The sequence below is a fragment of the Bacillota bacterium genome (assembly GCA_012518215.1).
In the GTDB taxonomy this organism is placed as follows: domain Bacteria; phylum Bacillota; class Dethiobacteria; order DTU022; family PWGO01; genus JAAYSV01.
Genome location: JAAYSV010000011.1, coordinates 16,808 through 30,245, shown reverse-complemented (window position 1 = coordinate 30,245; position 13,438 = coordinate 16,808). Strand labels below are relative to the sequence as shown.

Genomic DNA, 13,438 nt, shown 5'->3' with positions numbered 1-13,438 from the left:
TGAATTATATCCATCAGAGGAACCTCTCCCTTCGGGGAATATTTGGTAAAGCTGATACTACGAGGTTCCTCTTCCGCTTTTTATAAAAGATTTCCTCCAAAGTCCTAAAGTAAATTTACACCAACCCAATTTTGACCCTGCAAAAATAATTTTCGATTGTTTTCTGTAGATGAAACACACCCCGCGGATAGAGCTTCCTGAATCCACGCAATCCCCGCCTGACCTTACCTCCGGCCCCGGAACCCGCTCCTCACATCGATTTTACCCGTTCTTACCCCGGCAAACCAAGGAATCGCCCGGGGCTCGTTTTCACAACCCCGCCATATAAAAACCGATCCGGTGAGTAAAATATTGTTCTTGTAGAAATGGTATAATAAAAATTGAACATACTCGCTTTTTTGTTCAAAAACCTACACTATGGAAAGGATGTAATCATCGATGAAACTAAAAGGAAAAACAACAGTAGTTACCGGTGCAAGTTCCGGCATAGGTAGGGCCATAGCCATGCTCTTCGCCGAAGAAGGGGCCCATGTGGTCGTGGCAGCAAGAAGAGAAAAAAGACTGGACGAGATTGCCGCGGAAGCAAAGAAACGGGGGCAAGAAGTCCTGGCGATCCGCACGGATGTTGCATTGAAAAGCGATCTGGACAATTTGATCGAAACCACGATCAAAAAACATGGAAGGATCGATGTTCTGGTCAATAATGCCGGCGTCATGGATGATTTCTCACCGGTTGCCGATGTAACGGACGAGATGTGGGAAAAAGTCATTTCGGTAAATTTGACCGCTCCTTTCCATCTTTGCAGAAAGAGCATCCCCATCATGCTCGAACAGGGAGGTGGGGTAATAATCAATATTTCTTCCATCGCCGGCCTCCGCAGCGGTAGAGGGGGGGCGGCCTACACCGCTTCCAAGTACGGCCTGATCGGATTGACCGGGAATACCGCCTTCATGTATGCAGACAGAGGGATCAGATGCAACGTTATCTGCCCCGGAGCGGTGGAAACAGAGATAATGCACGGTTTCACGGATGTCAACGAATATGGCGCAATCAGGTGCAAATCCGGTATGGCCAATATGCCAGGAAGTGGTACCGCAGAAGAGATCGCCAGGATCGCTCTGTTTCTGGCTACCGAGGATTCAAGCTTCGTCAACGGGGTGGCCCTCGCCGCGGACGGCGGATGGACATCTTACTAGTCGAGCCTGCATCGGCAGATAAAAGGCCGCCTGTACGAAAAACCACCCCGTACCTGCGGAGATATAGAACAAAATGGAGGAATCCGGACTTTCGTATAGAACAAAAAAGCAAGATGTAAATCAAAATAATACGAGGTAAGCTACATGACTGCTCTGAAGATAATCCTTGGAATCCTGGCCGTTGTTTTTGGTCTGGTCGTCATTCTTTTTGCCGTTGCTCTCGTTTACAACCGCCTTTCCCTCCCTGAAGAAAGAATGCGTTACAATCCACTGTGGCTTTTTCCCGCCATTATTTACGAATCCCTTCTGATCAGCATATATGTCCCTTTTTTCTTCTTTGGATTCATCAGTACAAAAAGAAAATATCGGCCATCTCCGAAGCCGCCGACGATCCTGTTGCACGGCTATGGCGTAAACAAGCTATGTTTCGCCTATCTGTATCTCCGATTGAGATCGTTCGGTGATACCAGTGTGATCCCCATCAATATAGGGCCCCTCTTCACAAGTATCGAAAAACAGGCGGAAAACTTCTCAAAAAAGGTCGAGGCCATCCTGGATGCATCGGAAACTGAAAAGGTAAATATCATCGCCCACAGCCAGGGCGGTCTGATTTCCCGCTATTACCTTCAATTTTTGCAAGGTGACAAAAAAGTTGACAGGCTCGTTACCATCGGGACACCCCATCATGGTACGATGATCGCCCATCTGGGGGTAGGAAAAAACGCCCATGAAATGCGGCCCGGAAGCAATTTTTTGCAGAAACTCAACCACAATCCGGATCTGGGAAAAACTTCCCTCCTGTCCATCTACTCCCCTGCCGATACATTTATATGGCCGGCTCATTCCCCGGCCCCGCCCCGGGGAAGCAGTTACATCACCATTCCCCTGGGGCATATGAGCCTTTTATTTTCGGCCCGTGTTCTGCAGGTCGCAAAAAAATTCCTGGATTCTTCCACCGGCCAGGCCCATGGACGTTAGAACGGCAACGACTTCCCCCCGGTTGAAGCTTGGGGCAGGATAACACATCCGCCCTGTCCTCCAGCCGGCATTCAGTCGTGAAGATCCAGATGGGTGGTCACGCGATGGTTGAATTTTTCTTCCAGGCTGTCCTGCACCCGGTGAACAATCTCGTGTGCCCGATGAAGAGTAGTGTTGCTGTCAACTTTGATGTGCAGGGAGATATATTTGCGCATGCCGTAATCATGCACTTCCAGATCGTGCACACCCATAACCCCTTCTATCTTCAATGCTTCCCTTTCAAGGCGCCCCAGCAATTCAGCAGGAGGCGAGACACCGATGATCTTGTTTACGGCACGATAAGCAATCTCCGCACCGGTATAGATGATGAAGCCGGCTATACAGAAAGCGCCCACGGCATCAAGCCAGCCAATCCTGAAATAGCTGCCCAGAACCGCCGCCACCACCAGAAGTGAAGTGAAAGCATCGCTGCGATGATGCCATGCATCGGCCAGCAAAGCCTCCGATTCGATCAACCGGCCAAGGTTTGCGGTAAACCGATACATCAACTCCTTCAGAAATACCGAAAAAACAGCCACGATGACAGCCAACAAACTTGGGCGCATTGAAACACCGGAAAGAAGGCGCCGGTAAGCATCGATGATGAATCCAATCCCCACTCCGATCAGGGCCATGGCGATGATCAATCCCACCAGGTACTCGATCCGGCCATGCCCGTAAGGGTGCTTCTGATCCGGTTCCTTGCTTGAAAGTTTGAAACCGATGATGATCACAGCGGAAGTGAGGATGTCGGAGGCGGTATGCACGGCATTGGCCAGAAGCGAAGCACTGCCGACAGCCAACCCGATAGTAAACTTCAACAGGGCCAGGACAGCATTGCCAGCAATACTGGACCAGCCACCGATATATCCGATTCGCAACCTTTCTTCAGGCTGACCGATATCCCGATCACCGATCAGAATACGATCAAATGCTGTCAGTAATTTTTTCCCGTCAGGAGCTTCTTTCATGGAAATATGCTTTCACTCCCCGGCAGCCGGCTGAAATGGAATGGCTCGGCCATCCGCCAGGTTCGGATAAAACACCTGGAAGAACCTGATCCGGCCGCCTCATCGGTTTTCTTGCTACTTACTATACTATGCACCGGCAGAAGGATTCAACCCCTGCAAATTGCAGGATGGCATGCTTGTTTCCGAACCTGAAACCAAACAATCGGGCATCTTGCAGCCGGATCGGGATATACCGAAAACGGGGACAGGGAACCATGAAAATGCGGGTATCCCTGCCCCCCTCTATCCACTGCCTGCCAGTTTTTCAGAGATAATATCTTACCCGGTTTCTGGATCGTTTCGCCGTTCGTATAGCCTTGAGAAGCTCGCTGCTGACGTTTTTCTTGGGAATAAAACCGAAGGCCCCGGCCTGTTCAGTGGCGCTGATGTAGCCTTCCTCTTCATACTGGCTCAAAATCAGAACCCTGATATCCTTGCACCTTTTACTGATCTGTTTCATCGCCTCGATGCCATTCAATTCCGGCATAACAATATCCATCAGCACCACATGCGGCAACAGCCGATCTATCTTTTCTATCGCATCCTTGCCATCCACGGCTTCCCCAACGATGAGCATGTCTTTTTGCAAACTCAGGAAAGCGCAAATTCCTTCCCTGAACATGGCATGATCGTCCACCACGAGCACCCGGATCTTCCCGGCAATCCTGTCCAGCAGGTCCTTGATAGCCACCGCCAACTCGTGGAGGGGTATGGGGCGGCAAAAATAATCATCGGCATCCAATCTCAATCCTTCTTCCCTTCTCCAACCCCCACCGTCAAGCCGTTCTTCGGGAGGAAGATCCACCACCACCAGGGGCAGGTCCCGGCTCGCCATCCTGTTCTTGAGCCATCGGTGAAATTTGAAAATATCCCCGCGAGGCGTTATGGCACCAAGAATAACCAGTTGCAGTTTCCTGGTTTCCACAGCTTTCTGCGCCTTTTCTCTATCACAGGCAATAAATACGTTGCAGCGCCTCTTCTCGAGTTCCTCCCGGAGACCGGTAATGAACTTCTGATCCTGGTCAACAATGAGAACATTCCTTTTCATTTTACCATCCCACCTTTCCTCCGGTTTTCGTAATTTGAAACCTTGCTATTCCCGAGAAAACATTCTGTCACGGGCATCTGTTTCCAGGCATGATGCCTGCAACCATATTACACATTTTTTCAGGTTCTGAATCGGGGAATAACCGCCACAACAGTGGTGCCTTCCCCCGGCCGTGACTGTACCGAACAATTCCCCCCGATCAGTTTCAACCTTTCCTTGGCGATGATCAATCCCAGGCCATGCCTTTTTTTCTGTGTGTTGATCTGCCCGATCCTCGAGACATCGAATCCGATGCCATCATCCCGTATACAAAGTTCCAGGTGATCATTTTTCTTCTGCAAAGAAATGACCACATTCCGTGCCCGGGAATGCTGAACGATATTCCCGATGATCCCCTGTACCCATCGAAAAAGGTTGATCTCGTCTTCCGGTGAAAAGGACCCGGGATCCTCGATGATATCAAAGGAAACATTGACGTCCAATGGCGCAAGGTTTGATTCCGCATAATGGCGAATAGCCGCTATAAACCCGAGGGAATCCAGCAAAGTTGGGCGCAAATCAGAAATAATGCGGTTAACCTCGTCGTTTATCTGCACTGCCGTATCATGAATTTTCCCCAACATCTGCATGAATTTCCGATCCTGCAGGCCGATCATCTCCGCCATTCCACTCAGCGTTTTCAATTGAAGGGTCAGGGCAGCAAGCATCTGGCTTGTTTCATCATGCAGCTCCTGTGAAATTCTTTTCTTCTCCCTCTCCTGCACGGTGATGACCTGACGGGCCACATCACGGTACCTCTCTCTATTTTCCTGCAGCTTCCTGTGCAGTCGGAAATGTCCGATGGCCAGCCCGAGCAGTTCGCCGATGGAATTCAAAAGATGCATATCTCTTTCTGCAAAATGCTGCTTCCGGGGACTTCCGCAGTTCAAAACACCCAGAACCCTCTCCCTGAAACGGAGGGGAATACTGATAAAAGCCCGTATCCCTTCTTTCCTGATCAGCTCCCTGTACATGACATCGGGTTCCCCCAGGATGTCATCAAGTAGGACAGCTTCCCCGGTTGAGACTACGTTTCCATTTATTCCTTGACCCGGTTCCGGCGAAACTTTCCCGGCAAATTCCTCGGATAGACCCAGGTAAATATGATAGGCCAAATGTCTGTCTCGATCATCAAGGAGCATAACACCGCCACAGTTTGCCCCCACAAAATCGAGGGCGGTCTCCAATCCTTTCCTCAGGACAGGTTCAAGGTCATGCGATCCGCTCACCGTAGAGATTATCTGGCTCAAGGCTATCAGCGATTCCATGGATTTGTTCTCGTCATGCATACCGGGCATGGGGATATTCAACAGGGAAACCCCGGTTCTTCCGGTATTGTAAGGGGGCAAAGCTGCTTGCAACCGTTTTTTTTCCGTGACCATTTTTTTCTGACCTCCTCCCGTTCCGAACAGGATTCTTGAAAGGACTGGCAATATAATCTGAATATTCCCAATTTACTGTCATTATACTCTGTCAACTGAAATGTGTCAATCAAAAATGCTTGCGGCTCGCCGATTGATTCTCCCGAACAATGCTTCCGGACACCGGGCCGGATTGCCGAACCCCTGCCCGGGCAAACCGGGCAGGATATTGGCTGTGGCAGGTTGAATATATCTATTGAACCCTTGAATCGAAGATCTTCAAACGGTAGTTATTTTTTGTATAAGTGGGGGATAGCTTGTGGTTAAAAGGAATCTTTACCGCCGCGAGGTCAAAAATGCCATACCCGCTCTGGTTGATAACAGGGGCATGTTCAATTTCGGCACATACAATCAACCCATACCCGGAATAAACATGCTGGATGCAAAAAATCCTCTGGGTTTCCCGGCTCCACGGTGGTACAAAAAATTCAGGCTGAAAGAATGGGAGGCTTTTCAGGCCGGAAACAAAGACATCTTCATCTTTGGAGCCGTTTACAATGCCAAGGTGAACGGATATGTTCTGCTGGCGGTATATGATCTACGCAATGAGATATTTTACAATTATGAAAAGATAATGCCCAGTTTCAAAATCAAAAACGCCTCCGGCCTTTTCAACAGCGTCTCCGTGGGCCGGGCCAGAAACTATTACCTGGCAGTCAGGAACAATCTGGAAAAGGGGGAAATCACCGTGGAAGGGGAGATAGGCCCACAGGGTGATCTACCGGTTACGAGGCTGCATCTGAAGGCGTACCACGAAGGTGAACCGATCGTGATCTGCCAACCATTTGCCCCCAACAGAGCACTTTATTCGCACAAGAACTTGATGGCGATGGAAGGATTTATCGCCATGGGTAACGAAAAAAATGAATTTGGCAGGGACAATTCCCGCCTGGTTCTGGATGATCATAAAGGGTACTATCCCTACGAGATGAAATACGATTGGGTTACCGGTTTCGCCAGGGACAATGAAGGGAACGACTACGGTTTCAATTTGACCGACAACCAGATCCTGAATCATGAAAAATACAATGAGAATTGCCTCTGGGTCAACGGAAAAATGAATGTGTTGCCTCCGATCAAGGTGAAAAGATATCATGAAAGGGAAGAAAAGTGGCATATCACAGACAATTATGGGATGGTGGACCTCTGGTTTTACCCGGAGCCAAAAGCATTCAAGGTAGTCAAACTCAACCTGCTGGCAGTTCGCTCCGATTACGAGGCCCCGATGGGCAGATTCAAGGGATTTTTTCAGCTGGAAGATAGCAAGATAATTGTAGAAAATTGTTTCGGCATGGGTGAAAAAAAGAAAATCAGGGCCTGATCGTCTGCGCCTCTGCAGCGACCGGGCCTGGCAATAAATCGATTGAGCAGGTTGTACAGACCACGATGCCAGTTACTGCTACAGCAGCCCATCAATGCAAATGCATACATAAAAATGGAGGTGCCAATTTTGAACTTTGAAAGGTTGTTCGAACCGGGTGAAATAGGAACTTGTTGGGTCAAAAATCGCATCATCATGGCCCCGATGGGCAATATCAACATGGCGGATCCGATAGGGAGGCCGCTTACAAAGATGATCGATTATTTCGCAGAAAGGGCCAGGGGCGGGGCCGGCCTTCTGATCACCGGCCTTATCCCGATATCACACGGGATCGATCCCACCGTCTCGGAAGATAACGATACCACCTACTTCCCGCGCATAGATGGTTCCTCGCGGACCAGGCTTTCCGGATGGAGGGACCTGGCCGCGGCGGTACATTCCTTTGACGCCAAGATTTTTATCCAGCTGACCGCCGGTTTGGGGCGGGTAGGCTCACCCGAGGTGGCATTGAAAGGAAAGATCCTGAAATCGGCCTCGGTGAATCGAAACTTCTACGTGCCCCAGCTTCCTCATATCCCCTTCACCGATCGGCAGATCAAAAAGATCATCAAAAATACGGGCCAGGGCGCTGTCAACGCCATGGTTTCCGGATTTGATGGCGTACAACTTCATGGCCACGAGGGCTACCTGATGGATCAGCTAACTTCGTTGCCCTGGAACAGAAGAAAGCTGGGACGCTACAGGAATAGATTTCAATTTGGCATCGATTCCGTAAAGGAGATCAAGCGGCTCTGCGGCAAGGATTTCCCCGTAATATACCGCATGGACCTGACCCAGGCATTGCAACATTCCTATGGGGACAGGATTTTTAAACGCAATTTCAGGGGAAAAGAACGTGTTATCAGTGAAGGGCTCGCATTCTGCAAAGCACTGTGGGAGGCCGGGGTCGATGCTTTTGATGTGGACAAGGGCTGCTATGATAACTGGTTCTACCCGCACCCACCGGCTTATTTTGTCGATAAGCCCTACGTGGATGAAATTGCCCTGGCCCTGAAGGAATTCTTTGTTCGGGAAAATATTCCCGCCAAGGTAATTGCCGTGGGCAAGATGGGCAAGCCCGAAGTGGCAGAAAGTGTACTGGCCGAAAACAAAGCCGATTTCGTCATGCTCGGACGCCCCCTTCTCGCCGATCCTTACTGGCCACAGAAAGTCAGGGAAGGGCGCACAAGGGAGATCATTCACTGTATAGGTGACCAGGAAGGCTGTATTCAATCATTCATCCTGGGGGGACATCCATGCTGCACCGTCAACCCCTATGCCGGATTCGAGGATACCAAGAAATTGGTAAAAACCAATTTGCGCAAAAGGGTCGCCGTGGTCGGAGCAGGCCCCGGGGGCTGCGAGGCAGCCAGAACGGCATTTCTGAGGGGCCATGACGTAACTCTCTTCGAGAAGGAATCATATGTGGGAGGCCAACTTTACCTGAGCGGCAAATTGAAGATCAAGCACGACGTCGCCAGATACATCGAGAACCTCCAGTACCAGATGGAACAGTATTCCAGGGAGGGGCTTGAAATCCGTTATCAGACCGAAGCCGGAGTGGAAATGTTGCAGGATTTCGATGTGGTGATCTGCAGTACCGGATTGAAACCCCTGATCCCCCCGCTGGAAGGGCTGGAGAAGACAGCATACCGGGAGGCACGCGAACTGTTGAAGGATGGTTTTGCACTGCCCGAACAGGCGCGCCGCGTGACGGTGGTCGGCGGTGGGCTGGTCGGCTGCGAAGTTGCTTACTCGCTGGCCTACGAGAAAGGCCTCGAGGTTACCGTGGTCGAGATGCTGCCCGAGCTGATGGAGGGGGTTGTCCATGCCAACCGGGGGATGATGCTCTGGCTGATGATGGGTGCCGGAGCACCAACGGATCGCCACGAAGATCGTCTCAAAAACCCCGTGAAAGTCTACAATGCCTCGAAGGTGTTTCGTATTTCGGAGAATAAAGTCCATATCCGGGCCAACCGCAGGCGGCCGGATCCTTACACACCGTGGACAACATTGATCCCCAGGAATGTACACAATCCGTTTGCCCGGAAACTGAACCCCGATGACACCGAAGAGATAATCATAGACACGGATTTTATAATCTTCTCCACCGGTGGACAGTCCGAAAAGACACTTTACGAGAACCTCATACGCAATGCCGATTCGAGAGAGATTTACTGCATCGGTGATGCCCGGGAACCGGCCCGGGCCTGGGAGGCGATCACCGAAGCCAACGATGTGGCCCGGCATATCTGAAAACATTCGGGCACGGTAGAATTTTTTTACCCCCTTCCGGACGGAAGGGGGTTTTTCACAGTCCGATCATCGCTTGCGAGCTCTGTTCATGTTCAGTGCAGCCCGTACCTGCGAGGAAAGGCTGACGGCAAATACATTTTTCATGAACTTGCGAGCAAACCCGAGCATCTGGCCAATCCTTGCAAATCCGGCAGGATCGGCCTCAAACAGGGGCGCATACTTTACATCAAGGAAATCCAGATAACGCTGGAAGGAGCGAAGCCTGCGCAAAAAATTATCGTACTTCCTGAACCGGGGACGGGTCCAGGAGAGTTCGCTCGCAGCACAGACACGGGGAAAACTCAAATAGTCTATCTGCTCCCTGTCCTCAATAAATTCAGTCCACAAAGGAGTTTCGACACCCATGATCTTCTGCCGGAATTCATCTTTTACTCCTTCCGGAACGGGTTCAAATTCGTAGACAGCTCTCAAACTGTGCATGGCATGGGGATAATCAAGATACAACGGGGTAAACCTGGAGACGATGGTCTCCCTGCCCCTGTTGATCTCCCCTGCAACCCTACGCGGTATCACCCCGTCAGACCAGTAATGGCAGACAGCCCGCTCGTCCAGAAAACCACTGTAGATACTCTCATTCCAGACGATGGCCTTCTTCCCCTTGCCATTCAGATACTCGATGATCCTGTTGGTAAAATACCCCTGCAGTTCTTCCAGGTCAGTCAGCCCCTCCCTGCTCATGGCCTTCTGGCAGTGAGGGCAGGCAGCCCAGTGGCTTTTTTCGGCTTCATCCCCGCCGATGTGGATGTAGGGCGATGGAAAAAGGTCTGTTATCTCATCGAGCACCCCGAATATAAACTCGTAGGTGGTCTCCTTTCCGGCACAGGCGATGTCACTCTTGATGCCAAACGAAGTGGCCACCGGAATCTGCTTCCCGTCGCAACCGAGCTCCGGATAGCTGGCAATGGCCGATGTAAAATGCCCGGGCATTTCGATCTCGGGGATGACGGTCATGAAATGCTCGGCGGCATATTCAACAATCTCCGTCAGATCCTCCCGGGTAAGATAACCGCCGTGGGGAGTACGATCCCCCAGCGTCTGATCCCGCCTGGAACCCGTGGTGACCAGGTTGGGATATTTTTTTATCTCCACCCTCCAGCCCTGGTCATCGGTAAGGTGAAGATGAAAGACGTTCAATTTATGTAGCGAGAGCAGTTCTATCAGTCTCAGGATCTCTTCCCGGCCAAAAAAATGCCTGACGATATCGAGCATGTAACCCCGGTGGCGAAAACGAGGATGATCGTCGATTTTCAAGGCCGGAATTACACCTTTCTTCTCCCGGTAGCGATCAAAAATAATCTGTTTCAGGGATTGCACCCCGTAAAACAAACCCCGATCACCGTTCGCCCTGACCGAAATACACTTTTCTTCAACCTCGAGACTGTATCCTTCATCATTTTCAATACGCTGATCGACGATAAATTCCACCGTTCCTGCAACACGTCCATCATTTTTGATCCCGACACCCTTCAGGAATTCAAGCAAATTCCTTGCTGCCAGCAGGTCATGCCCGCCGTCAACTATCCTGATGCGATCAGTCATGATGAAGGGCTTTGCATTTTCATCCACGGTGATGCTGTTCGGTTGAGGAATGATATTGATTTTCACTGTCTATCGCTGCCCCCTTTCCGGACAATAAAATCCTCACGATGCTGTACTCATTTTATATCATAAATGATTGTCATTCAAAGGCATGATTTGCAGCCCCGGAATTGGTGGCGGTGAATTGCGGGCTCTCACCCGGAGAGAAATATCTCATCAAAACCTTGCTTCCTGTTCAGATGGCAACGTCTGGCTGCAAGCCGGATCGGGGCCGAAACATAACTCCGTGCAGTACAGGCCCGACTGCAGAAACCATCAAGAAAGGGGGGATTGTATGTATCATGCCCCGCTGAACGGCACGGGTATCTTGTCGTATTGCAAAACTTGCTTGATAATCCATACTACTGCCGGCGTGATATATTTGATATCGGGAATTTCCCCACTGGATACCGCGTTGCTGGAGATAAAATCGGCAAAATCGGGGTTGCTTCTCATTTTCATGGTCATGTTGTTGTTCTTGAACGAGAATTCGAAGTGCTGTGTTGCCGCCGTATTGATCGGCTTCACGGTTACAACAAGCTTATCATCCTGCCAGTAGCAGTAACTCCACAACCGGTAAGGGTAACCGCATCTTTCAATATCCGAGAAACGGGGTTCCCCATCCATGCCGCTTCTGATATGGATTTTGCTGTCCCCTTCCTGCCATGTGATGATGCAGACATCCTCCTCGAACTTGAAGACAAGATCATCCATACTCTCATGCGGCCTCCGGGCAAAACTGACATTGACGGCCGTCGGCATAACCGACAACGGTGCATTGATCAGCCCGGTAAAACCTTTTGCCAGCTTGTTCATGTTATAGACCTTGCCGTCAATATCCCTTTCCAGTGGATTTCTTGCAGAGACAGGTATATCCACCCTGTTCCTCTCCTCCAGAAAATCGTTCAAGGACTCCCATGAACCTTTGTCCGCAGCGGTTTCAAATGCCAGGGGGAAATATTTTTCAAATATCTCGTTCTGGATCTCCTCTTCCAGTGTGCAACCGGTAATAGCCACCACGGCATCATGCTGCGGGAAAATTATCCCGAACTGTCCCAACATACCGGCCATTCTGTAACTGCCGTCATCGTTGACCCAGAACAGGTAGCCGTACCCGAGGTCCTCATCCGTTTTCACCTTGAACTTGCCTGCAGTCAAGGCCCATGCTTCCGGGATCACCTGCTTGCCATCATATTGCCCCCGGTCGAGATAACATTGGCATATCTTGGCGATATCCATGGTTCTGAGATAGATACCGGTGCCACCGACACAAAAACCCCTGGCATCCGTTTCCCAGAACGGCTTTTCAATGCCCAGAGGTTCAAACAAACGGGGCATCAGATAATCCACCAGGGACTCACCCGCTACTTTTGTTACCGCCGCCCCCAGCATGTACGTATCATCGTTGCTGTAGTAAAAACCTTCGTCCTTGCGGAAAGGTGCCTTCATGAACATTTCGGCATAGTCCCCTTTGGACATATCACGCACAAAGCTGAATTTCTTCCCGCTGTTCATGGTTAGAAGGGATTCTATGGTCAACTTTTCCCATTTCGGGTCATCCTTGTATTCGTATTCCGCGAACAGATCGGTTAACTTTGTATCAAGAGCCAACTTGCCTTCATCGATGGCAAACCCCACCGCGGTGCTGACGATGCTCTTGGTCAGTGAAAACATCATGTGCGGGATTTCTGCCGCATAGGGATACGCGTAGGACTCAAGCAGAACCTGGCCATGGCGCATGATGACCATGCTGTGGTTCTCCACACCCGCATCCGATATTTCTTGCAAAAATTTCAGTACGCAAGCGGGGTCTACCCCATCTTTCTTTTCATTCATTGGCTCGTCTCCAGTTGGATCGTGTACTTCATCTGCTTCAACTATCACGGGTAGCCCGACAGGCATCAGAAACAGACAGGATAATAACAACCATGCCAGAAATTTGTTTTTCTTCATCTTCACAGTCCTTCGATCAGATAGATGCAGGAACCGCATGGGTATGGACATGAGTAGCGGCAAGCCCCATTCAGGGGCCTAGATCCCCCCGCTCGCTCCGTGCACCGCCATACTATTTTCTTTCGTTATCGCCCGGAAAAATCCTGCTTGAAAATGCCATCTACTTTCAGATTATGCCGGCAGCAATCTGCGGATGACAATTAACATATCTTTAGCTGTTTGCCAAGAATACAAAACGTGTTCATCCCACGGCTAAAACCACAAGTCTTGATAAACATCGGAACATCAATCATGGATTTCCAATCCGTTTGTCGGAGGTTCGAATCTTTCCCAGGCACGCCACCTTAAATGGAGGTCGAAACACTTACTTGGTGGTGCAGGAGTTATATTACCGGCCCGCAATTTGACCCTGATATATACCCAGAATGAACTAGACATTTTATAATGGGATATCATTCTTCTTTTTCTGGCGTATCTTCTAGTTGAGCATGGCCACCAA

At 50.2% G+C, this 13,438-nt stretch carries 9 protein-coding genes; 4 read left to right on the top strand and 5 right to left on the bottom strand.

Annotated elements, in window-relative coordinates; genetic code table 11:
* Positions 1-438 precede the first annotated feature (438 nt).
* Both GX364_02695 and GX364_02690 read left to right on the top strand, forming a co-directional pair.
* Positions 439-1,197 (top strand): glucose 1-dehydrogenase, encoded by a 759-nt coding sequence (locus GX364_02695; protein ID NLI69759.1) that lies wholly within the window; start codon positions 439-441, stop codon positions 1,195-1,197.
* Positions 1,198-1,341: 144 nt separating this feature from the next.
* Positions 1,342-2,175 (top strand): alpha/beta fold hydrolase, encoded by an 834-nt coding sequence (locus tag GX364_02690; protein NLI69758.1) that lies wholly within the window; start codon positions 1,342-1,344, stop codon positions 2,173-2,175.
* A gap of 71 nt (positions 2,176-2,246) precedes the next feature.
* Here GX364_02690 and GX364_02685 read toward each other — a convergent pair whose 3' ends face one another.
* The 3 genes from GX364_02685 to GX364_02675 all read right to left on the bottom strand — a co-directional run bounded on the left by GX364_02685 (position 2,247) and on the right by GX364_02675 (position 5,693).
* Positions 2,247-3,185 (bottom strand): cation transporter, encoded by a 939-nt coding sequence (locus tag GX364_02685; GenBank protein ID NLI69757.1) that lies wholly within the window; start codon positions 3,183-3,185, stop codon positions 2,247-2,249.
* A gap of 304 nt (positions 3,186-3,489) precedes the next feature.
* Positions 3,490-4,272 carry a response regulator gene (locus tag GX364_02680; GenBank protein ID NLI69756.1) on the bottom strand — a complete coding sequence of 261 codons (783 nt, stop codon included), beginning with the start codon at positions 4,270-4,272 and terminating at the stop codon, positions 3,490-3,492.
* Positions 4,273-4,391: 119 nt separating this feature from the next.
* A complete protein-coding gene (locus GX364_02675; protein ID NLI69755.1) occupies positions 4,392-5,693 on the bottom strand; it encodes a GAF domain-containing sensor histidine kinase in 1,302 nt (433 codons plus the stop codon).
* 298 nt (positions 5,694-5,991) lie between these two features.
* Between GX364_02675 and GX364_02670 the strand changes: the two genes are divergently transcribed.
* Complete coding sequence (locus tag GX364_02670) at positions 5,992-7,053, top strand: DUF2804 family protein (protein ID NLI69754.1); 1,062 nt, start codon at positions 5,992-5,994, stop codon at positions 7,051-7,053.
* Positions 7,054-7,182: 129 nt separating this feature from the next.
* A complete protein-coding gene (locus GX364_02665) occupies positions 7,183-9,348 on the top strand; it encodes an FAD-dependent oxidoreductase (GenBank protein ID NLI69753.1) in 2,166 nt (721 codons plus the stop codon).
* 66 nt (positions 9,349-9,414) lie between these two features.
* On the opposite strand, the gene GX364_02660 is transcribed toward GX364_02665, so the two are convergent.
* On the bottom strand, positions 9,415-11,013 hold the full coding sequence (locus GX364_02660) for a beta-N-acetylhexosaminidase (GenBank protein NLI69752.1): 1,599 nt from the start codon (positions 11,011-11,013) through the stop codon (positions 9,415-9,417).
* 273 nt (positions 11,014-11,286) lie between these two features.
* Entirely contained in the window at positions 11,287-12,939 is a 1,653-nt protein-coding gene (locus tag GX364_02655; GenBank protein NLI69751.1) for a serine hydrolase, read from the bottom strand.
* Positions 12,940-13,438 lie beyond the last annotated feature (499 nt).

Coding starts and splice junctions, on each gene's coding strand:
- GX364_02695 (NLI69759.1), top strand. CDS start 439: ATGAAACTAAAAGGAAAAACAACAGTAGTTACCGGTGCAAGTTCCGGC.
- GX364_02690 (NLI69758.1), top strand. CDS start 1,342: ATGACTGCTCTGAAGATAATCCTTGGAATCCTGGCCGTTGTTTTTGGT.
- GX364_02685 (NLI69757.1), bottom strand. CDS start 3,185: ATGAAAGAAGCTCCTGACGGGAAAAAATTACTGACAGCATTTGATCGT.
- GX364_02680 (NLI69756.1), bottom strand. CDS start 4,272: ATGAAAAGGAATGTTCTCATTGTTGACCAGGATCAGAAGTTCATTACC.
- GX364_02675 (NLI69755.1), bottom strand. CDS start 5,693: ATGGTCACGGAAAAAAAACGGTTGCAAGCAGCTTTGCCCCCTTACAAT.
- GX364_02655 (NLI69751.1), bottom strand. CDS start 12,939: ATGAAGAAAAACAAATTTCTGGCATGGTTGTTATTATCCTGTCTGTTT.